The organism is Sphingomonas mangrovi (assembly GCF_047975845.1).
Lineage (GTDB): Bacteria > Pseudomonadota > Alphaproteobacteria > Sphingomonadales > Sphingomonadaceae > Sphingomonas.
In genome coordinates, this window is sequence record NZ_JBIUCZ010000008.1 from 1 (window position 1) to 22,782 (window position 22,782).

Here is a 22,782-nt window from a genome sequence, read left to right on the forward strand (position 1 = left end):
CCACAGCTCACCCACCCGATCCCCGCCGCGTCGCCACTCCCGCCGCCGCAACCACCATTCACGCCACCGCTTCACCAAAAAACCGGTTATGCAAATGTCCCGCCTTCGCTGGGATGACGGACGAAGGGCACAACCGGTCCCGCCTTCGCGAACGACCCCAGCGCCGCTACAGCCGACACCGCGCCGATCCTGCGGCGCGCTACCTGTGGACGGATGATGATCGCCGCGATCGCCCTGCTGCTGTTCTGCCAATTGATCGGCGAAGCGCTCAACCGCGGGTTGGGCGTACCTTTGCCCGGACCGGTGCTCGGCATGTTCCTGCTGTTCGCCTGGCTGAAGCTGCGGCCCCGCGAGCGCGTCGAGCTGAAGGCGGTGACGACCTGGCTGATCGGCCATTTCGCGGTGCTGTTCGTCCCGGCGACGATGGGGCTGGTCGACGAGGGTCCGGCACTGGCGCGCGACGGGATCGCGATTCTGGTCGCCTGCGGTGTCGCGACGCTGCTGACCCTGGCGGTCACCGCGCTGGTGTTCCACTGGGCCGCGGCGCGCGACGGGGGCACGGCATGAGCGCGCTCGCCCCCCTGCTCCACGCACCGTTGCTGTGGATCGCGGTGACGCTGCTGGTGTTCGAGGGCGCCGACATCGTCTCCCGCCGCAGCAACCGCCACCCGCTCGCTCACCCGGTTCTGATCTCGGTGCCGGTGCTCGCGGCGATCCTGCATGCGACGGGCACGCCCTACGCCACCTACGCGCGGGGGACCGCCTCGATCACCTTCCTGCTCGGTCCGGCGACGGTCGCGCTGGCGGTGCCGCTGTGGCGCAACTGGCCGCTGGTGCGGCGGTCGGGCAAGGCGGTGCTCGCCGCGCTGGTCGCGGGTTCGGTCACGGCGATCCTGAGCGCGGTGGCGATCGGCTGGGCGTTCGGCGCCTCGCCGCAGGTGCTCGCGACGCTGGCGCCGCATTCGGCGACGACGCCGGTCGCGATGGCGGTGGCGCACGGCATCGGCGGCATCGCCTCGCTCGCCGCGGTCGCGGTGCTGGTGACCGGCATCCTAGGCGCGATCGTCGCCACGCCGCTGCTCGACCGGCTGCGGATCACCGACCAGCGCGCGCGTGGCTTCGCGGTCGGCGTGACCGCCCACGGCCTGGGCACCGCCCGCGCGTTCCAGGTGAGCGAGACCGCCGGCACCTTCGCCGGCATGGCGATGGCGCTCAACGCGGCGATGACCGCGCTGCTGCTGTCGCTCGTGGCGCTGGTGTGAGCGAAACGGCGGCGTCCGGCACTCGCCGGAGCGGCGTCACTCCACCTCCTCGATACTCTGCCGCAGAAAGGCGGCGTAGCTGCTCCCCGGCTCCGCGATCGAATCGGCGACCCGCCAAGCGCCGTCGACGCGCGCCAGCTTGAGCAGGAAGCGCCTCGGGCCATCGACGTCGCCCGTCAGCAGCACCCGTACGGAGGCGGCCGTCGGCGTCGCGGAAATCACGGTGATGGTCTTGTCGAACGACCTGAGATCCTGACAGTCGCACAGCGCATTGCCGACCAGATCGGGGTCGTCGATCTCGTTCGCGACCGCATAGCCGCGGTCGATCAGGCGGGCGAGTTCCGGGGTGTAGGTCTGCTCGTCGGGCACGAACGGCTGTGCCTTGCCGTACAGACGCTCGACGAACCGCTTCGCCGATGCCGCGGGACGGACCGGCGCGGCCGGCGCCGCCATCGTGATCCCGACGAGCGACACTGCGATCACGCGAAACACTGTCCTCATCCCGCCCCCCCTCTTCGCACATGGCGCGCGGCTTGAGGACCAAAGTGCCGCGATCACCGCGCCGGCACAAGCCGGCGGTACGCTGCTGCACCTTGCCACGTCGTCAATCGCTCGCTGAGGCGGAGCACGCGGCTACTCCCCCGCAGGAGTGTCTGAATGAGGCGGCGTAGCCTTGGCGGACCCTGGGGAACGCTGCTCCCCATAAGCCCACATGCTCGTCAGACTGACGTTGGGCGGGGAATAGGAGTCGATCGTGGTACTGATCATGTCGGGAAGAGAAGCCACGCCCCCAGGACGTCGCCAGTACAGAGTCTGAAAGGCAGCGGTTTCGTCAACGTGAGAGGGCGGCCCGAAACGCTTGCGAAGATCATCGGCATAGGCGCGCGTGGCGGCGTGCCGCGCCGCGTCGCTGACGTCCGCCGCATTGCGCTTGCGAAAATTGGCGACCGCCAGCCGCCGCCCCTCGTGCAAATCGAGAAAATAGAGGTTAAGCTCCACCAGGCGGTTGGCGGATTCGTAGCAGGGCATTGCGCCGCGCTGGCCGAGCGGATCGTCGAACAGGGGCTCGTCCGACGTGCAGCGCACCTGACGATAGCCACGCCGCTGCAGCGCCGCCATCACCTGAGCCGGAGACATGAGCGGTGCGATGCCGTCGACGGCAGCACCGCCCCAATCGGGCCGGGTCGTTTCCGGAACTGCGGGAGCCTCGCTACACCCCGCCGCGGCGACCAGCAGCAGGAGCGCCGGGACCAGCGCACCACCACGCTTCCCTGCCCCACCTCCCCGGCGGCACGGCACCGATCGCACGATGATCATCCAGTCTCCTCTCGCCCAAGCCGCGTGCCGGGACATCGTGCCCAGTGTTCCCGCAAGACATGCAGGACACAAGCAGACGCGTTCGTTTTCGCGCCGCCGGATCGCTTCGGCACGCAGCGACCGAGACGGTGAACCGCACTGTCTCGGCTCCCAAAATGCATCCTGCGCGGCGCTGGCGGCGCCTGCCCTCTAGCCGCTTCCCGCCGGTCCCGCTAAGGGCTCGCGCATGAGCCAGATCACGCCCCAGATCGTCGCCGAGCACGGCTTTTCCCCCGAGGAATATGAGCGCGTCCTGCACGCGATGGGGCGCGAGCCCAATCTGACCGAGCTCGGCATCTTCTCGGTGATGTGGTCCGAACATTGCTCGTACAAGTCGAGCCGCATCCACCTGAAGAAGCTGCCGACCGAGGGCCCGCAGGTGATCTGCGGTCCGGGCGAGAATGCGGGCGTGATCGACATCGGCGACGGCCAAGCGGCGATCTTCAAGATGGAGTCGCACAACCACCCGTCCTACATCGAGCCGTATCAGGGCGCGGCGACGGGCGTCGGCGGCATCCTGCGCGACGTGTTCACGATGGGCGCGCGGCCGGTCGCGAACCTGAACGCGCTGCGCTTCGGCCGGCCCGACCATCCCAAGATGCGCCACCTGATCGCGGGCGTGGTCCACGGCATCGGCGGCTACGGCAACTGCGTCGGCGTGCCGACGGTAGGCGGCGAGGTGAACTTCCACCCGGCCTATGACGGCAACATCCTGGTCAACGCGATGACCGTGGGCGTCGCCGACACCGACAAGATCTTTTACTCGGCGGCCTCGGGCGTCGGCAATCCGATCGTCTACGTCGGCTCGAAGACTGGGCGGGACGGCATCCACGGCGCGACGATGGCCTCGGCCGACTTCGGCGAGGATTCGGAGGAGAAGCGCCCCACCGTCCAGGTCGGCGATCCGTTTACCGAAAAGCTGCTGATCGAGGCGTGCCTGGAGTTGATGGCGTCGGACGCGATCGTCGCGATCCAGGACATGGGCGCCGCCGGCCTTACCTCCTCTTCGGTCGAGATGGCGTCCAAGGGCGGCGTCGGCATCGAGCTGATCATGGACGACGTGCCGCAGCGCGAGACCGGCATGACGCCGTACGAGATGATGCTGTCGGAGAGCCAGGAGCGCATGCTCATGGTGCTCAAGCCCGGCCGCGAAGCCTTTGCCGAGGCGATCTTCCGCAAGTGGGAGCTCGACTTCGCCGTCATCGGCCGCGTGACCGACACCGGCCGCATGGTGCTCAAGTGGCAGGGTGACACCGTCGCCGACATCCCGCTCGCGCCGCTCGCCGACGAAGCGCCGCTCTACGACCGCCCGCACGTGCCGACGGCCAAGCCGACCGAGCTGGCGAACGTGCCGGCCTGCACCGATCCGGCCGCGGACCTGTTGACGCTGATGGGCTCGCCCGACATCGCCAGCCGCCGCTGGATTTGGGAGCAGTACGACCACATGGTCGGCGCCGACACCGTGCAGCGCCCGGGCGGCGACGCCGCGGTGGTGCGCGTCCACGGCACGCAGAAGGGGTTGGCGATCACCACCGACTGCACCCCGCGCTACTGCTTCGCCGACCCGGTCGAGGGCGGCAAGCAGGCGGTGGCGGAAGCGTGGCGCAACCTGACCGCGGTGGGCGCCAAGCCGCTCGCGATCACCAACTGCCTCAACTTCGCCAACCCGCAGCGGCCCGAGATCATGGGCCAGATCGTCGGCTGTCTGGAGGGCATGGGCGACGCCTGCCGCGCGCTCGACTTCCCGATCGTGTCGGGCAACGTCTCGCTCTACAACGAATCCAAGGCGACCGGTGGCGGCTCGGCGATCCTGCCGACCCCGGCGATCGGCGGTCTGGGGCTGCTCGCCGACTGGTCCAAGTCGGTGACGGTCGCGTTCAAGCAGACCGGCGACATCATCATCGCGCTGGGTAATCGCACCGGCCATCTCGGCCAGTCGCTGTGGCTGCGCGAATGCCACGGTCGCGAGGAAGGCCCGCCGCCGCCCGTCGATCTCGACGCCGAGCGCCGCACCGGCGACTATCTGCGGGGCGCGATCGCCGCCGGCGTGGTGACCGCCGCGCACGACGTGTCGGACGGCGGTCTTGCCGTCGCACTCGCCGAGATGGCGCTGGCCGGCAATGTCGGCGCGATCCTCGACAAGAAGCAGCCGTTCGACCTCGCCCGCGCCTTCTTCGGCGAGGATCAGGGCGTCTACCTCGTCACCGTCCACGACCACGCGCTGCTCGAGTTCCTGAAGGGAGCCGAGGCCGCGGGGATCGACGCGGAGCCGATCGGCCGCACCATCGGCAGCCGGCTGATCTTCGAGCTGGCCGAGGGCGACTTCGTGGTGAAGCTGGACGATCTGCGCCGGGCGCACGAGGGCTTCTTCCCCGCCCTGATGGGCAGCGACGCCGCGCTCGCCTGACGAGGGCACCCGCTCCTCCGTCGTCCTGACGAAAGTCAGGATCCATTGCCGCTGCGCCCGAAGTCGCCGATGATGCGGGTCGGGATGCTGACCTTCGTCAGCGTGACATGGGGTGGATGACCGTCGACGCGGCCACCGCACACGGGGGGGACGGTATGGCGGTACAAGGCGATCGGATCGGCGCACTCGACACGGTGCGCGGCGTCGCGGTGATGGGCATCCTGCTGATGAACATCGTCGCCTTCGCGATGCCGCAGGCGGCCTATATGAACCCGATGGCCTATGGCGGGCATCGGGGCGCCGACCTGGCGATCTACCTCGTCAACTTCGTGCTGTTCGACGGCAAGATGCGCGGTCTGTTCAGCTTCCTGTTCGGCGCGTCGATGCTGCTGGTGATCGACCGCGCGGTGGCCAAGGGCGAAAGCCCGGCACGGGTGCACCTCGCGCGCATGGCTTGGCTGTTCGTGCTCGGCATCACCCACCTCCTGCTGCTGTGGTGGGGCGACATCCTCAACCAATATGCGGTGATCGGCGCGATCGCCTACACGATGCGCAACGCCGGCGCGAAGACGATGCTGACGGTCGGGCTGCTGCTGGTCGGACTCGAGTGCGTGTTGCTCGGCTTCATGCCGCTCGCGGTGATCGCAATGCAGGCCGGCATCCACGACACCGACCCCGCCCGCGCCGCCGACAATGCCCGGGCGCTGCGCGACACGATCGACGCGATGGGCGTGCCGAGTGCCGCGCATCTGGGCGAGGAACTGGCGCTCCACCGCGGCAGCTGGTCGGGCCTGGTCGCACACCGCTGGTCCGAGCTGGGCCAATCGCTGGGCACCACCCTGTTCGTCGGCGCCGAGACGCTGGGCTACATGCTGTTCGGGATGGCCGGGCTGCGCTCCGGAATGCTCACCGGCGCCTGGCCGCGGGCGCGCTATCGCCGCTGGCTGCTGCTCGGCTTCGGCATCGGCATTCCCGCCTATGCCGCGCTGGGCTGGTGGATGGTCGCACGCCAGTTCGACCTGCTGGTCGTCGCCTCCGCCGCGATGGCGCTCGCCGCGCCGTTCCGCCTGCCGATGATCCTCGGCTGGGCGTGCCTGATCCTGCTGCTCGCCCGCCCTGGGGGCGCCCTCACCGCGCGGATCGCCGCCGCCGGACGGATGGCGTTCACCAACTATCTCGGCACCAGCATCGTGATGACGACGCTCTTCTACGGCTATGGCTTCGGCTGGTACGGCAGTCTGTCGCGCGCGGCACTCTACCCGATCGTTCTCGCGATGTGGGCGGCGATGCTGCTCTGGTCGCACGCATGGCTCGCGCGGTTCCGCTACGGGCCGTTCGAGTGGCTGTGGCGCTCGCTGGCGCGACTCAGGCCGCAGCCGATGCGGGGAAGCGCCCTCTCCGCCGCCTGACCCGGCACCAATGGGCTGGATGAAATTGCTGCGAATGCGTCGCAAAGGAGTTGCGAGACATTCGCAATCTCGCTACCCGGTTCTCGTCCAACGAGGAATCGACAATGGTCGTCTGCGTTTGCAATGCGATTCGGGAAGACGAAGTTCGGAAGGCGGCACGCTCCGGCTCGATGAGCCCGTGCCAGGCGTATCGTTCGCTCGGCCGGCAGGCGAAATGCGGACAATGCGTCCCATTCGCACGCGAGATCATCGAAGACGAACGCGCGATTGCGTGACGCTCGCAGCGTAAAAAGTCGCAGTTTTCCGCCATTTTCTGCCTATTCAACTGCGGCATGACACCCTAAATTCACGCCCTGCATTTTCGAGAAGGGTTTGTGAACGTGAAGGGTGATCCCAAGGTCGTCGAGTTCCTCAACGAAACGCTCAAGAACGAGCTGACGGCGATCAACCAATATTGGTTGCATTACCGCATGTTCGATCACTGGGGGGTGTGCAAGCTCGCCAAGTTCGAGCGCGAAGAGTCGATCGAGGAGATGAAGCACGCCGACAAGCTGGCGGAGCGCATCCTGTTCCTCGACGGGCTGCCGAACTTCCAGCTGCTCGGCCGCCTGCGCATCGGCGAGAGCGTGGTCGAGGCGATCAAGGCCGACCTCGCGCTGGAGCTCGAAGCGGTCGCGCAGCTGCGCGAGGCGATCGCCTATTGCGAGAGCGTCCGCGACTTCGTCAGCCGCGACCTGTTCGCCGAGATCCTCGAGAACGAGGAAGAGCATGTCGATACGCTCGAGCGCCAGTTCGAGATGATCGAGCGCATGGGTCTGGAGAACTACATCCAGCTCAACGCCAAGTCGGAATACGACGTCAAGGAAGGCTGAGGCCGCATCCTCGGACGAACACGGGGCCGGCGGAAACGCCGGCCCTTTTTTCGTAGCGCCCGCCTGCACAACATCGGCTTGTCTCGACGCCCCGCTCTCGCCTAGTCTGCTTCGACGTTCCAGGAGACAGACGCGATGCTGGTTCCCGCTCTCGCCCTGATGCTCGCGCAGGCCGCCGCCCCGCCGCAGAGCGCTCCGCCCGCGGAGGTGCTGGTCACCGGCGAGCGGGACGAGCGGCGCGCGACGCGCGAACTGCTCGATGCGGTCAGCCCCCACGTCGCGTTCGACGAGCCGCTGCCGCGCTTCACCGAAACCATCTGCCCCGGCGCCATCGGCCTGCCGGCCGAGGCCGGTCAGGCGATCGTCGACCGCATCGCCGAGGTCGCGATCTCGCTGGGGCTGGAGACCGGAGCACCGGGATGCGCGCCCAACATCCTGGTCGCCTTCGTGGACGACGGCAGCGCGTTCGCAGGCAAGCTGCTGGCGCGTCCCTCGCCCGCGTTCGCCAGCCTGACGCTCGCCCAGGCCCGCCGCGTCGTCGCGGAACCCGGCGCTGCGCGCGGCTGGAGTGCGGTCGAGACACTCAGTCGCGATGGCGAGCCGATGACGCCAGGGCTCGACTCGCGGCCCGGCGATCCGCTGACCTTGCGCGTCTCCACCGCCAGCCGGCTCTCGCCCCCGTTCCGCCGCGACATCCGCGCGTCGACGGTGCTGATCGACCGCGACGCGATGGCGGGGCGCAGCCTGGCGCAGGTTGCCGATTACGCCGCGATGCGCACGCTCGCCGACGCCCGCACGCATGCGGTGGCGGGCCGCGACACCATCCTCGCGCTGTTCACTCCCGACGGCGACCGCACCGCCCCCGCCGGGCTCACCGCCTTCGACCGCGGCTATCTGCAGGGGCTCTACGCTGGCCGCGGCGATCTCAAATCGGTGATGAAGCAGGGTGCCATCGCCCGCAGGATCTCCCAGGAGCGCGAGGCGGACGCGGACTGAGCGGCGTCAGCGCGAGCGACGGTACGACACCACCGCGCCCCACAGCAGCGCCAGCGCCACCAAACCGGGCCAGAGCACGAAGGTGTCGAAATCGTCGCCGGTCAGGCCCCACGGCCAGACCCGGCTGCACGCCGAACGCGCATAGCCGCATGCCATGTTCCGGGCGAAGCCGAAGGCGAGATACGCCAGCCCGAGCACGCCGACCGCGAGTGCGCCCAGCAGGTAGGAGAGGAAACGCAGCGGCGTCGGCCCGGTGGGCGTCGCCGGCGGCGGTGCGTCGAGCGGCACGACAGGCGTTTCGGCAGGCGGGGGATCGGCGACCATGCGCGAGGGGTCACCGATCCGGCGCGCGGCGTCAACTCCGGCGCGCTAGGCGCCCGCCTTTCCGGCATCGCCGTACGTGCGGCACCGGTCGGAACAGAACTTCACCTGCTCCCAGTCGCGCTGCCACTTCTTGCGCCAGGCGAACGGTCGCCCGCACGCGGCGCAGGTCTTGGACGGCAGATGGAGCTTCTTGTGGACCATGTACCCCGAACGCATGAACCGACGATCGGCAGCAGCACGGTGGCGTCAGGCCGCCGCAGCGACCTCGAACCGGTCGTTATCCAGCTTTGCCAGCGTCCTGCCCGCCGCCTCCGCCACCGCGCGCATCTCGCGCTCGGCATTGGGATCGTCGGCGAGTACCTCAAAGCGCGCGCCCTGCTCGCCGGTGCGCAGCGCCCGCGCCAGCCGCAGCGCGGGCCACGGACAGCGCAGGCCGCGCGCGTCGAGCGTCACGACTGGTCGAACGGGTTCTTGGGCGCGCGCAGGTTGAGCCGCACCGGCACCGCGCCGAAATCGAACTCGCGGCGGATGCCGTTGATCAGATAGCGCTTGTAGCTCTCCGGCAGCATGTCGACGCGCGTGCCGAACAGCACGAAGCTGGGCGGGCGCGTGTTGTTCTGCGTGATGTAGCGCATCTTGATCCGCTTGCCGCCGGGTGCGGGCGGCGGATTGGCCTCGATCGCGCGCTCGAACCAGCGGTTGAGCTGACCGGTCGACACGCGCCGCCCCCACGCCTCGCGAGTCTCGAACGCGACCTTGAGCAGCGTGTCGATGCCCTTGCCGCTGAACGCGGAGACGGTGAGCAGCGGCACGCCCTTGGCCTGGGCCAGCCCCTCGTCGAGCGCGGCCTTGACGCCGTTGAACAGGCTCGACGCGTTCTCGGCCACGTCCCACTTGTTGAGCGCGATCACCAGCGAGCGGCCTTCCTGCAGCACGCGGTCGGCGATCTTTATGTCCTGCACCTCCAGGCCGCGGGTCGCGTCGAGCAGCAGCACCACCACTTCGGCGAAGTCGACCGCGCGCAGCGCGTCGGCGACCGAGAGCTTCTCCAGCTTCTCCTGCACCCGCGCGCGCTTGCGCATCCCGGCGGTGTCGATCAGGCGGACCGGACGGCCCCCCCACTCCCATTCGATCGCGATCGAATCGCGGGTGATCCCCGCCTCCGGCCCGGTGATCAGGCGATCCTGGCCGAGCATGCGGTTGATCAGCGTCGACTTGCCCGCATTCGGACGTCCGACGATCGCGAGCTTGAGCGGCGCGTCGGGGGCATCGGGATCCTCCTCGGGAAAATCCTCTTCCGGCCGGTCGACGTGCGGCAACAGCGCCTCGAACAGGTCGGCGACGCCTTCGCCATGCTCGGCCGAAAAGGGCACCGGATCGCCGAAGCCGAGCGCCATCGCCTCGATCACCCCGGTCTCGCCGGCGCGACCCTCGGCCTTGTTGGCGAGCACCACCACCGGCCGGTCGGCGCCGCGCAGCCAGCGGCCGATCTCCTCGTCGAGCGGCGTCACGCCCGCGCGCGCGTCGATCATGAACAGCGCGACGTCGGCGTCGACCACCGCCGCCTCGGTCTGCTGGCGCATGCGCCCGGGCAGGCTGTTCGGATCCTCGTCCTCGAAGCCGGCGGTATCGATGATCCGGAACTCGAGGCCGAGCAGATGCGCGTCGCCCTCCCGCCGGTCGCGGGTCACGCCCGGCTGGTCGTCGACCAGCGCGAGCTTCTTGCCGACGAGGCGGTTGAACAGCGTGGACTTGCCCACATTGGGGCGTCCGATGATGGCGACGGTAGGAAGCGGCATGGGGTCCTGCGGCGATCAGCGGTAGGCGCTGATCGTGCCCGAATCGTCGAGCACGTAGAGGGTCGAATTGGCGACCACCGGCGACAGGCTGATCGCGTCCTTCGACGCCTCGACCGTGCCGCTGACGCTGCCATCCTCGGGTGAGGCGTAGACCAGCTGGCCTTCCGAGTTGGCGAGCACAAGACGGTTGCCGGCGAGGACCGGCCCGACCCACAGGATCGGGTTCTTGCGCTTCTTCTCGTTCCGGTAGCGCGGCAGCTGGTGCATCCAGCGCACCTTGCCGCTGCCGCGCGCGATGCACAGCAGCCGCGCGTCGTCGGTCACCACGAACAGCCACTCGCCCGCCACCGCCGGGGTGGAGATGCCGGCGAGGTTCTGCTCCCACAGCCGCTGGCCGCTGGTGAGCTCGAGCGCGACCATGCGCCCGCCCTGCCCGACCGCATAGGCGCGGCCCGAATCGATCACCGGTTCGGCATCGATGTCGGCGAGCGACGAGACCGAGGTCGAGATGCTGGTGCGCGAGAGGCTGTCGGCCCACAGCGAGCGGCCGTTCTCGTAGCGGTACGCGTTGAGCTCGCCCGAGGAGAAGCCGGCGACGATCGTGCCCTGCGCCGACGCCGGAGCCGCGACGCCGAACACGCCCTGGCTCTCGACCGATCCGGCCTGAGTCCACACCACCGTGCCGTCGGTCTGCGACAGCGCGAACAGCTGGTTGTCCTGGCTGACGACGTAGACCTGCTCGTTGGCGACCGAAGGCGCACCGCGCAGCGGCCCGCCCGGCTTGGCACGCCAGATCTCGGCACCGTCGGCGGCGTTTAGCGCGACCACGTCGCCCAGCCCGTTGGTGGCGAACAGGCGGTCGCCCTCGACGCTGACGCCGCCGCCGAAGCGCGCAGCCTGGTTGCCCTTGTCCTTCACCTGGACGGTGTCGGCCTGCCAGCCGGCAGCGCCGGTCGCCGCGTCGAACGAATGCACCGCGCCGTCGACGTCCATCGTGTAGAGGCGGCCGCCGGCGATCACCGGCGCCGCGGCCAGCCGCACGCGGGTGGTGCCGCCGGGGATGCGCGCGGTCCAGGCGCGGGTCGGCGACGCGCCGAGCGCGACGTTGCCCATCGCCTTGGACTCGTTGCCGCCGGGCTGGGTCCAGCCGGCGTTCTCGACAGCGGGCGGCAACAGCACCTGCACCGCGGCGAGCGAGGGATCGACCGTGATGTCGTTCTCTGCGGCCAGGATCGGCACGCGTTCGCCCAGGATCGGCGTCTTGCGCTTGCCGTCACCCTTGAACACACCGCAGCCGCCGAGCAGCGCAATCGCCGCCACGGCCGTCGTCAGCTTTGCGCTGGTCCTCATCCTGCGTTCTTTTCCTCTGAGGTGGGGGTCGCGGTCGCCTGGGGGGCGGCCGCATCGACACCAAGACCACTTGCCATCTGAACCGCACGTTGCCGGATCGATTCGGGAACGCTGTCGGTGGCGGCGATCTCGCCGAACATCTTACCCGCCAGGTCGCGTCGGTTCATGCGGAGATAGGCGATCGCCACCATCTCGCCGGCACTGCCGAACCACGGGCTCTGCTTGGTGGCGAGGCCGCGCAGCCGGTCGACCACCGCCTGCGGCTTGAGCGTGTCGTATTCCGCCGCGGTCTGGCGCACCAGCGCCAGGTCGCGGAACTCGCCCGGCATCGACGCGTCGTTGGCGACCTCGGCGAACTTGGCCGCGGCGCCCTTCAGGTCCTGCTTCCGGAGCAGCACGTCGGCCTGGACGAACTTGGCCGAGGCGCGGAAGCCGTCGCTGTCCGAGTTCGCGAGCTCGGCGAGCGGCGCGCCGGCGGCGTTAACCCGGCTGGCGCCGATGTCGTCCATCGCCTGCTGCAGGAGCACGCCCTGCGCGGCCTGCTGCTCGGTGCGGTGGTGCTTCCACCAGATCCAGCTGCCGAACCCCGCCAGCAGCAGGACGACCGCCAGCGCGATCCACAGGCCCCAGCGCTTGCCGAAGCTCGCCATCTGGTCGCGGCGCAGCTCCTCGTCGACCTCGCGCAGGAAGGCCTGGTTGTTCTGGGGGGTGAGCGCCAAGTCCTACTCCATGCGTGCGGCGAACGAAGCGCGCTATCTAGCCGCGCGCGCGGGGAAACGAAAGCCGTCAGGCCTTTGGTCGATACAGGTGCCCGGCGTCGGGGAAGGCGCGCGAGCGAACCTCTGCCGCATAGCCCTCGGCTGCGGCCGAAATGCGGCCGGAAAGATCCTCGTAGCGCTTCACGAAACGCGCGGTGCGATCGAACAGCCCCAGCATGTCCTCGCCCACCAGCACCTGCCCGTCGCACTGGGACGACGCGCCGATGCCGATCGTGGGGCAGGCGACGCGGCGCGTGACCTCGATCGCGATCGGCTCGACCACGCCCTCGATCACGATCGCGAAGGCGCCGGCCTCGGCGATGGCGACGCCGTCGGCGACGATCTTGGCCGCCTCCGCCTCGCTGCGGCCGCGCGCGCCATAGCCGCCCAGCAGGTTCACCGCCTGCGGGGTGAGGCCGATGTGGCCGATCACGGGAATGCCGCGCTCGGTCAGGAAGCGGACGGTGGGCGCCATCGCCTCCCCGCCCTCCAGCTTGACCGCGGCGGCGCCGGTCTCCTTCATCAGCCGCGCCGCGCTGTCGAACGCCTGCGCCGGGCTCGCCTCGTAGCTGCCGAACGGCATGTCGATCGCGACCAGCGCTTGGGTACTGCCGCGCACCACCGCCGCACCGTGCGCCGCCATCATCTCCAGCGTGACCGGCACCGTCGAGGGCAGGCCGTAGATCACCTGCGCTAGGCTGTCGCCGACCAGCAGCATGTCGCAATGCGGATCGAGCAGCTGCGCCATCCGCGCGCTATAGGCGGTGAGCATCACCAGCGGCTCGCCGCCCTTGCGCGCGCGCAGCGTCGGCACCGTCAGGCGCTTCTTCGGGGAGGATGCAGGCGCACCGCTGTCGATGCCGGAGGTCGTGGACATGGGGGCGGAATAGAACGCTGCCGCGCTCAACTCCAGTGCGCGGCATAGGCGTCGGGCTTGAACCCGACGAGCAGCGCATCGCCGTCCTCCACCACCGGACGGCGGATCGCCGACGGGTTGGCGAGCAGGATCGCCGTCGCGCGATCGCGGTCGAGGTCGGCACGCTCCGCCTCGGGGAGCTTGCGGAACGTCGTGCCCGAGCGGTTGATCAGCGCCTCCCAGCCGAGCCGGTCGATCCAGCGATCGAGCGTCGCGCGATCGATCGCCGCGGTCTTGTAATCGTGGAAGGCATAGGCGACGCCCTTCGCCTCCAGCCACGTCCGCGCCTTCTTGATCGTGTCGCACGCGCGGATGCCGTACATGGTGGTCATAGGGTCTCCGATCCGAGGAAGCGGCCGAGGGTGACCACGTCCTGCCGCTCCAGCCCGAGCCGCTCGTAAAAGGCCAGCGCCTCGGCATTGCCGCTGCGCACCATCAGCTGGATCTTGGGACAGCCGCGACCGCGCAGCCAGGCCTCCGCCGCCGCCATCAACGTGCGGCCGTGGCCCAGCCGCTGCCGGTCGGGCGCGACCGCCAGATAATAGACCCAGCCGCGGTGGCCGTCGTCGCCGACCATCACGCTGCCGACGATCGTCTCCCCGTCGCGCAGCACCAGCACCGCCGCGTCGGCGACGGCGATGGCGCGCGCGAAATCGGCGGCCGGGTCGTTCCACGGCCGCGTCAGCCCCGCGGCGTGCCACAGCGCGACGACGCCGGCCAGATCGCCGGCCGTCGCCTCTACCGGGGTCACGGGCAGCGGATCCGCGTGGTGGTGGTGCCGTCGACGGTGACCGCCAGCCGCTCGCCGCGCGCGCTGGCGAGGCGATAGCGGCGGCCGGTGGTGATGCCGTCGACCTCGGCGGAGGTGTCCACGTCGACGGTGCCTTCGCCGACCGATCGAATGGCGTCGACCTTCGCGTCGCCGATGCGATCGGCGGCGATGTCGAGCGGCCGCGTGCAGCCGGCATCCTCGCCCCAGCGGCCGAGCATCGCCGCCGGGAGCGCGGTCGCGACCGGCGCAGGCGCCGCACGATCGTCGCTCGCGGGCTCACCCGAACAGCCCCCCAGCGCCGCCGCGAGCAGCACCCCCGTCATCGCTCCCCGTCCTAGGCCCATCGTCCGTCCACCCGCTGTCGAAGCTGCGGCATAGCCCTGCGCCCCACCGTCCGCCAGAGCGGTTCGCGAGCCGCCGCGGCGTCAGATCCCGCCGGGAACCGCGGGATAGCCGGCCGCCGTCAGCCGCTCCGCCAGATCGGCGACGCAGCCATCGAGCAGCACCTGGTCCGTCGCGCGGACGACGAAGTTCGCGCCGACCCGGCCCTCGCGGAAGAAGGGGTAGCTGCCGATCGACACGCCGCCATGCGCACGCTCGGCATCGCGCAGCACGTCGGCGACCTCGCTCTCGCCCACCCAACAGCCGAGCGTCGCCGACAGCACGGGCAGCCCGCCCTCCAGCGTGCCGGTCAGCGCGTCGAGCATCGCCGCGGCGATGTGCGGCACGCCGGCGAGCACGAAGACGTTGCCGATGCGGATGCCGGGCGCGCCCGACTGGCGGTTGGCGATGAGCGTCGCGCCCTGCGGCACGCGCGCTATACGCAGCCGCGCCTCGGTCACGCCGCCGCGGTCGGCATAATGCGCCTCCAGCATCGCCCGCGCCTCCGGATGGATGACGACGTGCACGCCCAGCGCAGCGGCGACGGCGTCGACGGTGATATCGTCGTGGGTCGGGCCGATCCCGCCGGTGGTGAAGCAATAGTCGTTGCGCGTCCGCAGCGCGTCGAGCGCCTCGACGATCGCGTCCTGCCGGTCGGCGACGATCCGCACCTCCGCCAGGCGGATGCCTTGGACGTTGAGCCAGGAGGCGAGCTGGGCGACATTGCGGTCCTGCGTGCGGCCGGAGAGGATCTCGTCTCCGATGACGAGCAGGGCGGCGGTCCAGGTGCGCGAGGTCATGGCACCGGCATAGCGGCTGCCGCCGCGCCCGCAAAGCGGCGGGCCCCGCTCTCGCAAAGCGGCGCACCAGCGGCTATAGCGCCGCCATGACCGAATATGTCCCCGTCACCGCCGATACCCCGATGGTCCGCACCGGCGCGATCAAGCTCTATGGACCCGACGGGTTCGAGGGCATGCGCAAGGCCGGGCGCCTTGCGGCCGAGGTGCTCGACGCGGTGACGCCGCACGTCGTGCCCGGCGTCACCACCGGCGAGCTCGACGCGATGATCTTCCGCCTGATCGACGAAGCGGGCGCGGTGCCGGCGACGCTCGGCTATCGCGGCTACACCCATTCGACCTGCATCTCGATCAACCACGTCGTCTGCCACGGCATCCCGTCGGACCGCACGCTCAAGGACGGCGACATCGCCAACATCGACGTGACGCCGCTGCTCGACGGCTGGCACGGCGACACCAGCCGCACCTATCTGGTCGGCAACGTGCCGATCAAGGCGCGCAAGCTGGTCGAGGTGACCTACGACTGCCTGATGCTGGGCATCGAGCAGGCGCGCCCCGGCAACCGCCTGGGCGACGTGTCGCACGCGATCCAGCAGCACGCCGAGTCGCACCGCTATGGCGTGGTCCGCGACTTCTGCGGCCACGGCCTGGGGCGCCTGTTCCACGACGCGCCGGACGTCGTCCACGTCGGTCGTCCGGGCACCGGCCCCGAGCTCAAGCCCGGCATGATCCTGACGATCGAGCCGATGATCAACATCGGCAAGCCTGACGTGAAGGTGCTCGACGATGGCTGGACGGCGGTGACGCGCGACCGATCGCTGTCGGCGCAGTTCGAGCATTCGATCGGCATCACCGAGGACGGCTGCGAGATCTTCACGCTGAGCCCCGCGGGCTACGGCAAGCCGCCATATCTGTGAGGCGCTGAGGCTACTCCCCTCCGTCAGGATGACGGATCCGTCGGAGCACAGCCCCTCCCCTACTCCGCCGCCTGTGCCATCGCGGCGCTGGCCTCGGCCAGGAAGCGCCAGAGTTCGTCCGGATCGACCGGCTTGGCGAGCAGGCGGAGGTCGAGGCTCGCGAAGCGCGGATCGTCCGCCGCCTGGCGATCGGCGGTGACCAGCGCGATCACCGGCGCGGGCCGCATCGCCGCGAGCGTGCGGGCGACGTCGAGCCCGTCGGGTCCGTCGCCCAGCTGCAGGTCGAGCAGCGCCACCTCCGGCTCCTCGTCCTCCGCAAGCGCGAGCGCCTCCGCCGCGGTGGCGGCGAGCAGCGGCACGCAGCCGCGCGAGCGCAGCGCCGCGTCGAGCGCCTCCAGCACTGCCGCATCGTTGTCGAGCGCGAGCACGCGCAGCCCCGGCGGCAACGCCTGCTCGACCCGGCGCGCGGGCGGCTGGCGCGCGGCACGGTCGGCGGCGACCAGCGGCACCCGCACCGCGAAGGTCGATCCGCGGCCGGGCGCGGAGCGCAGCGTCACCGTCAGCCCAAGCAGCTGGCTGATCCGCCGCACGATGGCGAGCCCCAGCCCGACTCCGCCGGCGGCGCTGCCGCGGCTCTCGAGCCGCTCGAATTCGGCGAAGATCCGCGCCTGGTTCTCGGCCGCGATGCCGGGGCCGGTGTCGCGCACCTCGACCTGCACCTGTCCGCCGCGGCGGCGCGCGCCGATCCAGATCCGGCCCGCCGGCGTGTAGCGCACCGCGTTCGACAGGAAATTCTGGAGCACCGAGCGCAGCAGCGCGCGATCGCTCTCCACCTCGAAGCGGCCGGCATGGCAGTGGATCGACAGCCCGCGCTCGGCGGCGAGGGGGCGGAATTCGGTGACCAGCTCGTCGAGCAGCACCGCGAGCGCGAAGCGCTCGATCCGCGGCGTCACCCCGCCGGCGTCGAGCCGCGACACGTCGAGCAGCGCGCGCAGCAGCCCGTCGGCCGAGCCGATCGCCCCGGCGATCGCGCGGACCATCTCGCGCGCGGGCGGGTCGACCCGCTCGTCGAGCGCGGTGCAGAACAGCCGCGCGGCGTGGAGCGGCTGGAGCAGGTCGTGGCTGGCGGCGGCGAGGAAGCGAGTCTTGTCCTGGGTCGCCGCCTCGGCCGCGGCACGCGCGTCGTCGAGCAGCGCGTTGGACTGGGCGAGGTCGCGGGTGCGCTCGCCGACCCGTACCTCCAATTCGGCCTGCGCCTCCTTCTCGGCGGTGATGTCGGTGAAGCTCTGGACATAGCCGCCGCCGGGCATCGGCCGCCCGACCGTCTTGATCCAGCGCCCCGACGGGCGGCGGCGCTCGAACGCGTGCGGCATCCCGCGCTGAAGGTGCGCCAGCCGCCGCGCGACATGCGCGTCGACCTCACCCGGCCCGCAGTCGCCGCGGAGCGCGTTGTAGCGGATCAGGTCGGCAATCGGCCGGCCGGGGACGACATAGCCCTCGGGATAGTCGAACATCTCCACGTAGCGCGGATTCCACGCGACCAGCCGCAGGTTGGCGTCGATCACGCTGACGCCGGGGTCGATCGTCTCCAGCGTCGCCGACAGCAGCGCGCGCGAGAAGCGCAGGCTGCGCCCGCGCTGGTCGAGCAGTCGCACCACGTCGCTGACGTCGAGCGCGGAGCCGGCGAGGCTGGAGGTGACGATCAGCCGCGCCGACGGGGCCCCAATCACGCCGGCGATCAGCCGCTCGGCATGGCGCGCGGCGATGCCGTCGATCGGCGCGTCGGCGGCGCTGCGATCGGGGCCGCCGACCAAGCGGTCGAAGCCCTCCGCCGCCTCCGCCTCGCCGACGAAGCGCGCCACCAGCGTGCGCAGCTCGGCCATCGTCGTGACGTGATCGATGACGTTGCGGCGTTCCTCCTCCTGGCTGCGCGGGCGGGTGCGGTAGTGGACGAACGCCATCAGCGCGACGTTGGCGCCCAGGCTCCACAGCGTGCCGTTGACCAGCGGCGATCCGAACCGGAGCCCCAGCAGCGCGTCGGGATCGAGCAGACCGCCGGTGGCGCTCCGCATGCCGCTGGCGAACCCGGGACCGATCGAGGGGAGCAGCAGGCAATAGGCCCAGAGCAGCAGCCCGCCGATCAGCCCGGCGCGCGCCGCGCGCGGATCGCGGAAGTCCCAGGCGACGGTCGCGACGAGCGCCGGCGCGAACTGGGCGACGCCGGCGAAGGCGATCAGGCCGATCGATGCGAGCGTCCAGTCGTTGCCGATGCTCGCGCCGTAGAGCATCGCCGCGCCGATGATCGCGACGATGATGAACCGCCGCGCCCGCAGCATCAGCCGGCCGAGATCGCCCTCACCCCCGCCGCGCCGGCCGCGCAGCAGCAGCGGCGCGAGCAGGTCGTTGGTGGCCATGGTCGACAGGGCGATCGTCTCGGCGATCACCATCGCCGTCGCTGCCGAGAAGCCGCCCAGGAAGGCGAGCATCGTGATCGCCTGGTGCCCGGCCGACATCGGCAGCGCGAGCACGTAGAGGTCCGGCGGCATGTCGGGCGGGAGCAGCATCGTGCCGGCCAGCGCGAGCGGCAGCACCAGCACCGAGATCACCACGAGATAGGCGACGAACGGCCAGCGACCGGTGGCGATCGGGTCCGCCCCCGGCGCCTCGGTCACGCCGACGTAGAACTGGCGCGGCAGGCAGAAGATCGCGGTCGCCGACAGGAGCGTACGCACCGCGAAGTCCGACGACAGCGCGTCGAGCCGGAATCCGTCGAGCAGCCGCGACGCCTGCACGTTGCCGCCCCAGTCGGGCACGCGCAGGATCAGCAGCACCGCGAACAGCCCCAGAATTACGAACGACGCGAGCTTGATCAGCGATTCGAACGCGAGCACGCCGACGACGCTGGGGTTGCGCCCCGCCACCTCGTAACGGCGCGCGCCGAAGCTGATCGCGAAGCTGGCCAGCAGCACCGCCACCACCGGCCCCACCAGCTGCGTCCCCTGCACGCCGACCAGCGCACCGAAGCTCAGCGTCACCGACCGGAGCTGCAGCGCGATATAAGGGATAGCGGCGAGCAGCGCGGCGACCGCGACCAGCGCAGCGATGCCGCGGTCGCGGCCGTAGCGTGCGGAGATGAAGTCGGCGACCGAGCTCGACCCCTCGCGTCGCGCCAGCCGGATCGTGCGGCGGAGGAAGCCGGGCGCCAGCACGAACACCAGCAGCGGCCCCAGATAGATGCACAGATAATCCCAGCCGCGCCCGGCGGCGGTGCCGACCCCGCCGAAGAACGTCCAGCTGCTGCAATAGACCGCCAGCGACAGCGGATAGGCCCAGCGGCCGAGCCGCGGCGACATCCCGCGCCGCTCCACCGCCCAGCCGACGGCGAACAGCACCGCGCCATAGGCGAGCACCGCGAGGATGGCCGTGACGCTGCCGATCGCGTGTCTCCCCCAACCGCCGGGGTTGCCCTGTCCTCCCCGATCGGACGCACGCTAGGCCGCTCCTTGCGCCAGGACAATGGCAGCGGCATGGATCGCGTTCATCGCGGAGGCACCGCAAGTCGCCGCATCCCCTACTTTGGTCTTGTCGGCTTTGGCATAAGGCTTGGGGCATGCTGGCGGCACGACGTGGCGCGAGCGACTAGGACCGCGCAGCATGGGAGAGCGCAGGATGACGGACCAGAACAGCCAAGAAACGCCGCCGGTCGTCGGTGCGGGCCAGCCGGTGGCCGACGCCGAACGCTGGTCCTGCCCGCTGACGACGCGCACCGGGTTCACCTTCGACGTCCGCCCCGCCCAGCCCGGCGACGAGGAACAGCTCGGCGAGTTCTTTCGCCACGTGTCGGAAGACGACATCCGCTTCCGCTTCCTCATCGCGCTCGACCAGGTCGGCCACGACCGGCTGGTCGCGCTGACCGCGATCGACCACGACCGCACCGAGAATTTCCTGGCGCTCGATGCCGACGGCACGATCCTCGCCACCGGCATGCTCGCCGCCGACCCGCAGCTCGAACGCGGCGAAGTCGCGATCTCGATCCGCACCGATTACAAGCGGCGCGGGATCAGCTGGACGCTGCTCGAGCACATCGCCGCCTATGCCGAGGCACGCGGGATCAAAACGCTCGAGTCGCTCGAAGCGCGCGAGAACCGCGCCGCGATCGAGCTGGAGCAGGAAATGGGCTTCACCGCGCATCCGGTCGAGGACGACCCCACGCTGGTGCTGGTCCGCCGCACGCTCGGCTGAGACATATCGTTTGCTCCCGTCGTCCTGACAGAAGTTAGGATCCATTACCGCAACGCTGGAGCCTCGTGCGGCGCGCGAATGGATGCTGACTTTCGTCAGCATGACGGGCCTGAAAGCGACCGCCCCTCACCCCGCGGCGGGCACCGGCAGTCGGATCTCCGCGCACAATCCGCCGGTCCCGCGGTTGTACAGGCGGAAGCGCCCGCCCTCCGCTTCCACCGCGCGCACCACGATCGACAGGCCGAGGCCGAAGCCGATCGTGTCGCGCCGCCGCGCGGTGTCGAGCCGCACGAAGGGTTCGAGCACCAGCGGCAGCGATTCCTCCGGGATGCCGGGGCCGTCGTCCTCTACCGACAGCACCACCGCATCGCTTTGCGCCGCCAGCCGGACGCAGACGGTGTCGGCGTGGTGCAGCGCATTCTCGACCAGGTTGACGAGCGCGCGCTTGATGCCCGGCGGTCGCAGCCGGAAGTCGAGATGGTCGGGCCCGGCATAGGTGACGTTCCCGCCCAGATCGGCGGCATCGTCGGCGACCGTGGCGGCGAGCACCGCCAGATCGACCAGCACCGGCTGCTCCGCCTCCCCCTCGCCGCCCAGGAAGGCGAGCAGCGAGGCGATCATCGCCTCCATCTCGGTGAGATCCGCATCGAGCGTCTCGCGCAGCTCGTCGTCGGCGACGCGTTCGGTGCGCAGCCGCAGCCGTGCGAGCGGGGTGCGCAGGTCGTGGCCGACCGCGACCAGCGCGCGGGTGCGCTCGTCGATCAGCCGGTGGATACGGTCCTGCATCCGGTTGAAGGCGGCGACCACGCGGCGCACCTCCCCCGGGCCGACTTCCGACACGGTGATCGGCGCCCCCTCCGGCCCGCTGCGTCCCACCCGGTCCGCGGCGGTGGCGAGCTGGCGCATCGGCGACAGCGTCCGGCGGACCAGCAGCCCGCCGATGACGATCAGCGCGATCGCCGGGATCAGCGCCAGCAGCACGCGTTCGGGCGCGAGGTTGAGCGTGCGCAGCGATTCGAGCGTGCGGAAGTGCAGCCAGCTGCCATCCGGCAGTTGCAGCCCGCCCGTCACCACCGAGCTGCGCCCCGGCGAGGTCAGCCGCAGCCGCAGGTCCGAATTGCGCAGCACCGGCTCCCAATCGAGCACCTGCTTGCGCATCCCGTCCAGCGAGGGCGACAGCGGCGGCGGCGGCGGCAGCTCCGGGCTCCACTCCATCTCGTAGCGGTCGGTGGTGAGTTCGTCGGCCATCGCCTCGCGTCGCTCGGGCGGGCTTTCGGCGACCAGCCGGCGGGCGATCACCAGATGCTCGGCAAGGCGCCGCGCCTCGTCGTCGCGCACCGAGAACTGGCTCGCGCGCTCGTAGAGCAGCGTGCTCACCCCGAACTCAAGCACGGTGGTGAGCAGCAGGATCGCGACGATGCGGCCGAGCAGGCCGAACGATGGCCGCACGAAGCGGGCGAGCCGGGTCACGCGCGCTCGACGGGCGCGTTGAGCATGTAGCCGACCCCGCGCACGGTGATGATCGGCGCGGTGCCGCCGGCGCCGGACAGCTTGCGCCGCAGCCGGCTGATCAGCACGTCGATGCTGCGGTCCGAACTGTCGCCGAGCCGGGTGCGCGACAGCTCGATCAGCCGCTCACGGGCGATCACGCGCTGGGCATGGTCGAGCAGCACCGCGAGCAGATCGAACTCGGCGCCGGTCAGGTCGACCACCGCGCCGCTGGGTGAGTGGGTTTCGCGGCGGCGCAGATCAACGGTCCAGCCGTCGAAGCGGCGGATGCCTTCCTCGGTCGCGCCGGGCTGCACCTCGCGCGCGCCGCGGCGCAGCACCGCGCGGACGCGGGCGAGCAGTTCGCGGGTGCTGAACGGCTTGGGAAGATAGTCGTCGGCGCCGAGTTCCAGCCCGGCGACGCGATCGGCCTCGCTGCCCTTGGCGCTGATGAAGATGATCGCGACGCCGCTCCGCTCGCGCAGCTGGCGGCACAGCTCGATGCCGCTGGTTCCCGGCAGCATGATGTCGAGCAGCACCAAATCGGCGGGCTGCGCCTCCAGCGCTTCCCACATCTCGCCCGCGGCCGAGGCGGTGCGGACGAGATAGCCGTTCTCCTGAAGCGCGCGCGCGGTCAGCGTCCGAAGCGCGGCATCATCCTCGACGAGCACGATCGAAGGAGCGGTCATGCGGTCGTCCGGACGGAAAAAGGGCGGTTCATCGCTTCACGAGGTAG

25 protein-coding genes are annotated in these 22,782 nt (G+C 70.4%); 9 read left to right on the forward strand and 16 right to left on the reverse strand.

The window, feature by feature from the left end:
• Positions 1 to 213 precede the first annotated feature (213 nt).
• Positions 214 to 567: a CidA/LrgA family protein gene (locus tag ACBY01_RS05765; protein WP_416459831.1), complete on the forward strand. Its 354-nt coding sequence runs from the start codon at positions 214 to 216 to the stop codon at positions 565 to 567.
• The gene (locus tag ACBY01_RS05770) at positions 564 to 1,262 is read left to right on the forward strand and encodes an LrgB family protein (RefSeq protein ID WP_416459832.1); all 699 of its coding nucleotides are present in this window, start codon (positions 564 to 566) and stop codon (positions 1,260 to 1,262) included. The genes ACBY01_RS05765 and ACBY01_RS05770 overlap by 4 nt, the downstream gene beginning before the upstream one ends.
• Positions 1,263 to 1,298: 36 nt before the next feature.
• On the opposite strand, the gene ACBY01_RS05775 is transcribed toward ACBY01_RS05770, so the two are convergent.
• The gene (locus tag ACBY01_RS05775; RefSeq protein ID WP_416459833.1) at positions 1,299 to 1,763 is read right to left on the reverse strand and encodes a hypothetical protein; all 465 of its coding nucleotides are present in this window, start codon (positions 1,761 to 1,763) and stop codon (positions 1,299 to 1,301) included.
• 132 nt (positions 1,764 to 1,895) lie between these two features.
• Positions 1,896 to 2,579, reverse strand: coding sequence for a hypothetical protein (locus ACBY01_RS05780; protein WP_416459834.1), 684 nt, complete (start codon positions 2,577 to 2,579; stop codon positions 1,896 to 1,898).
• A gap of 226 nt (positions 2,580 to 2,805) precedes the next feature.
• Here ACBY01_RS05780 and purL point away from each other — a divergent pair, with 226 nt between their 5' ends.
• From purL to ACBY01_RS05805, 5 genes are all read left to right on the forward strand, one after another.
• The gene (purL, locus tag ACBY01_RS05785; protein WP_416459835.1) at positions 2,806 to 5,025 is read left to right on the forward strand and encodes a phosphoribosylformylglycinamidine synthase subunit PurL; all 2,220 of its coding nucleotides are present in this window, start codon (positions 2,806 to 2,808) and stop codon (positions 5,023 to 5,025) included.
• Between the two features lie 116 nt (positions 5,026 to 5,141).
• A complete protein-coding gene (locus ACBY01_RS05790; protein ID WP_416459836.1) occupies positions 5,142 to 6,434 on the forward strand; it encodes a DUF418 domain-containing protein in 1,293 nt (430 codons plus the stop codon).
• 104 nt (positions 6,435 to 6,538) lie between these two features.
• Complete coding sequence (locus tag ACBY01_RS05795; protein ID WP_416459933.1) at positions 6,539 to 6,709, forward strand: (2Fe-2S)-binding protein; 171 nt, start codon at positions 6,539 to 6,541, stop codon at positions 6,707 to 6,709.
• Positions 6,710 to 6,814: 105 nt separating this feature from the next.
• Positions 6,815 to 7,306, forward strand: coding sequence for a bacterioferritin (bfr, locus tag ACBY01_RS05800; RefSeq protein ID WP_416459837.1), 492 nt, complete (start codon positions 6,815 to 6,817; stop codon positions 7,304 to 7,306).
• Between the two features lie 135 nt (positions 7,307 to 7,441).
• On the forward strand, positions 7,442 to 8,302 hold the full coding sequence (locus ACBY01_RS05805) for a hypothetical protein (protein WP_416459838.1): 861 nt from the start codon (positions 7,442 to 7,444) through the stop codon (positions 8,300 to 8,302).
• Between the two features lie 6 nt (positions 8,303 to 8,308).
• Here ACBY01_RS05805 and ACBY01_RS05810 read toward each other — a convergent pair whose 3' ends face one another.
• The 11 genes from ACBY01_RS05810 to ACBY01_RS05860 form a co-directional block, all read right to left on the reverse strand.
• The gene (locus ACBY01_RS05810; RefSeq protein WP_416459839.1) at positions 8,309 to 8,626 is read right to left on the reverse strand and encodes a hypothetical protein; all 318 of its coding nucleotides are present in this window, start codon (positions 8,624 to 8,626) and stop codon (positions 8,309 to 8,311) included.
• A gap of 45 nt (positions 8,627 to 8,671) precedes the next feature.
• Positions 8,672 to 8,842 (reverse strand): DUF2256 domain-containing protein, encoded by a 171-nt coding sequence (locus ACBY01_RS05815; RefSeq protein WP_416459840.1) that lies wholly within the window; start codon positions 8,840 to 8,842, stop codon positions 8,672 to 8,674.
• 30 nt (positions 8,843 to 8,872) lie between these two features.
• Positions 8,873 to 9,079, reverse strand: coding sequence for a sulfurtransferase TusA family protein (locus ACBY01_RS05820; RefSeq protein ID WP_416459841.1), 207 nt, complete (start codon positions 9,077 to 9,079; stop codon positions 8,873 to 8,875).
• Entirely contained in the window at positions 9,076 to 10,425 is a 1,350-nt protein-coding gene (gene der, locus ACBY01_RS05825) for a ribosome biogenesis GTPase Der (protein WP_416459842.1), read from the reverse strand. Before der ends, ACBY01_RS05820 begins: the two co-directional genes overlap by 4 nt.
• Before the next feature lie 15 nt (positions 10,426 to 10,440).
• Complete coding sequence (locus tag ACBY01_RS05830; RefSeq protein WP_416459843.1) at positions 10,441 to 11,775, reverse strand: outer membrane protein assembly factor BamB family protein; 1,335 nt, start codon at positions 11,773 to 11,775, stop codon at positions 10,441 to 10,443.
• Positions 11,772 to 12,494, reverse strand: a complete 723-nt coding sequence (locus ACBY01_RS05835) for a tetratricopeptide repeat protein (RefSeq protein ID WP_416459844.1) — start codon at positions 12,492 to 12,494, stop codon at positions 11,772 to 11,774. The genes ACBY01_RS05830 and ACBY01_RS05835 overlap by 4 nt, the downstream gene beginning before the upstream one ends.
• 67 nt (positions 12,495 to 12,561) lie before the next feature.
• Entirely contained in the window at positions 12,562 to 13,410 is an 849-nt protein-coding gene (gene panB / locus ACBY01_RS05840; RefSeq protein ID WP_416459845.1) for a 3-methyl-2-oxobutanoate hydroxymethyltransferase, read from the reverse strand.
• A 26-nt stretch (positions 13,411 to 13,436) separates the two neighbouring features.
• Positions 13,437 to 13,781 (reverse strand): ArsC family reductase, encoded by a 345-nt coding sequence (locus tag ACBY01_RS05845; protein WP_416459846.1) that lies wholly within the window; start codon positions 13,779 to 13,781, stop codon positions 13,437 to 13,439.
• Positions 13,778 to 14,200 carry a GNAT family acetyltransferase gene (locus tag ACBY01_RS05850; protein ID WP_416459847.1) on the reverse strand — a complete coding sequence of 141 codons (423 nt, stop codon included), beginning with the start codon at positions 14,198 to 14,200 and terminating at the stop codon, positions 13,778 to 13,780. Before ACBY01_RS05850 ends, ACBY01_RS05845 begins: the two co-directional genes overlap by 4 nt.
• On the reverse strand, positions 14,197 to 14,544 hold the full coding sequence (locus ACBY01_RS05855; protein ID WP_416459848.1) for a hypothetical protein: 348 nt from the start codon (positions 14,542 to 14,544) through the stop codon (positions 14,197 to 14,199). The genes ACBY01_RS05850 and ACBY01_RS05855 overlap by 4 nt, the downstream gene beginning before the upstream one ends.
• A gap of 102 nt (positions 14,545 to 14,646) precedes the next feature.
• The gene (locus ACBY01_RS05860; protein ID WP_416459849.1) at positions 14,647 to 15,402 is read right to left on the reverse strand and encodes a competence/damage-inducible protein A; all 756 of its coding nucleotides are present in this window, start codon (positions 15,400 to 15,402) and stop codon (positions 14,647 to 14,649) included.
• A gap of 86 nt (positions 15,403 to 15,488) precedes the next feature.
• On the opposite strand from ACBY01_RS05860, the gene map reads away from it, so the two are divergent.
• Entirely contained in the window at positions 15,489 to 16,316 is an 828-nt protein-coding gene (map, locus tag ACBY01_RS05865; protein WP_416459850.1) for a type I methionyl aminopeptidase, read from the forward strand.
• Between the two features lie 59 nt (positions 16,317 to 16,375).
• On the opposite strand, the gene ACBY01_RS05870 is transcribed toward map, so the two are convergent.
• Positions 16,376 to 19,726 (reverse strand): PAS-domain containing protein, encoded by a 3,351-nt coding sequence (locus ACBY01_RS05870; protein WP_416459851.1) that lies wholly within the window; start codon positions 19,724 to 19,726, stop codon positions 16,376 to 16,378.
• A 259-nt stretch (positions 19,727 to 19,985) separates the two neighbouring features.
• Between ACBY01_RS05870 and ACBY01_RS05875 the strand changes: the two genes are divergently transcribed.
• The gene (locus ACBY01_RS05875; RefSeq protein WP_416459852.1) at positions 19,986 to 20,558 is read left to right on the forward strand and encodes a GNAT family N-acetyltransferase; all 573 of its coding nucleotides are present in this window, start codon (positions 19,986 to 19,988) and stop codon (positions 20,556 to 20,558) included.
• A gap of 126 nt (positions 20,559 to 20,684) precedes the next feature.
• Here ACBY01_RS05875 and ACBY01_RS05880 read toward each other — a convergent pair whose 3' ends face one another.
• Both ACBY01_RS05880 and ACBY01_RS05885 read right to left on the reverse strand, forming a co-directional pair.
• Entirely contained in the window at positions 20,685 to 22,028 is a 1,344-nt protein-coding gene (locus ACBY01_RS05880; protein ID WP_416459853.1) for an ATP-binding protein, read from the reverse strand.
• Positions 22,025 to 22,735, reverse strand: a complete 711-nt coding sequence (locus ACBY01_RS05885) for a response regulator (RefSeq protein ID WP_416459854.1) — start codon at positions 22,733 to 22,735, stop codon at positions 22,025 to 22,027. Before ACBY01_RS05885 ends, ACBY01_RS05880 begins: the two co-directional genes overlap by 4 nt.
• Positions 22,736 to 22,782 lie beyond the last annotated feature (47 nt).

What these genes read in the sequence shown, in the direction of transcription:
- ACBY01_RS05765 (WP_416459831.1), top strand. Translation starts at nt 214, where the DNA reads ATGATGATCGCCGCGATCGCCCTGCTGCTGTTCTGCCAATTGATCGGC.
- ACBY01_RS05770 (WP_416459832.1), top strand. Translation starts at nt 564, where the DNA reads ATGAGCGCGCTCGCCCCCCTGCTCCACGCACCGTTGCTGTGGATCGCG.
- ACBY01_RS05775 (WP_416459833.1), bottom strand. Translation starts at nt 1,763, where the DNA reads ATGAGGACAGTGTTTCGCGTGATCGCAGTGTCGCTCGTCGGGATCACG.
- ACBY01_RS05780 (WP_416459834.1), bottom strand. Translation starts at nt 2,579, where the DNA reads ATGATCATCGTGCGATCGGTGCCGTGCCGCCGGGGAGGTGGGGCAGGG.
- purL (WP_416459835.1), top strand. Translation starts at nt 2,806, where the DNA reads ATGAGCCAGATCACGCCCCAGATCGTCGCCGAGCACGGCTTTTCCCCC.
- ACBY01_RS05790 (WP_416459836.1), top strand. Translation starts at nt 5,142, where the DNA reads ATGACCGTCGACGCGGCCACCGCACACGGGGGGGACGGTATGGCGGTA.
- ACBY01_RS05795 (WP_416459933.1), top strand. Translation starts at nt 6,539, where the DNA reads ATGGTCGTCTGCGTTTGCAATGCGATTCGGGAAGACGAAGTTCGGAAG.
- ACBY01_RS05805 (WP_416459838.1), top strand. Translation starts at nt 7,442, where the DNA reads ATGCTGGTTCCCGCTCTCGCCCTGATGCTCGCGCAGGCCGCCGCCCCG.
- ACBY01_RS05810 (WP_416459839.1), bottom strand. Translation starts at nt 8,626, where the DNA reads ATGGTCGCCGATCCCCCGCCTGCCGAAACGCCTGTCGTGCCGCTCGAC.
- ACBY01_RS05815 (WP_416459840.1), bottom strand. Translation starts at nt 8,842, where the DNA reads ATGCGTTCGGGGTACATGGTCCACAAGAAGCTCCATCTGCCGTCCAAG.
- der (WP_416459842.1), bottom strand. Translation starts at nt 10,425, where the DNA reads ATGCCGCTTCCTACCGTCGCCATCATCGGACGCCCCAATGTGGGCAAG.
- ACBY01_RS05830 (WP_416459843.1), bottom strand. Translation starts at nt 11,775, where the DNA reads ATGAGGACCAGCGCAAAGCTGACGACGGCCGTGGCGGCGATTGCGCTG.
- panB (WP_416459845.1), bottom strand. Translation starts at nt 13,410, where the DNA reads ATGTCCACGACCTCCGGCATCGACAGCGGTGCGCCTGCATCCTCCCCG.
- ACBY01_RS05845 (WP_416459846.1), bottom strand. Translation starts at nt 13,781, where the DNA reads ATGACCACCATGTACGGCATCCGCGCGTGCGACACGATCAAGAAGGCG.
- ACBY01_RS05855 (WP_416459848.1), bottom strand. Translation starts at nt 14,544, where the DNA reads ATGACGGGGGTGCTGCTCGCGGCGGCGCTGGGGGGCTGTTCGGGTGAG.
- ACBY01_RS05860 (WP_416459849.1), bottom strand. Translation starts at nt 15,402, where the DNA reads ATGACCTCGCGCACCTGGACCGCCGCCCTGCTCGTCATCGGAGACGAG.
- map (WP_416459850.1), top strand. Translation starts at nt 15,489, where the DNA reads ATGACCGAATATGTCCCCGTCACCGCCGATACCCCGATGGTCCGCACC.
- ACBY01_RS05875 (WP_416459852.1), top strand. Translation starts at nt 19,986, where the DNA reads ATGACGGACCAGAACAGCCAAGAAACGCCGCCGGTCGTCGGTGCGGGC.
- ACBY01_RS05885 (WP_416459854.1), bottom strand. Translation starts at nt 22,735, where the DNA reads ATGACCGCTCCTTCGATCGTGCTCGTCGAGGATGATGCCGCGCTTCGG.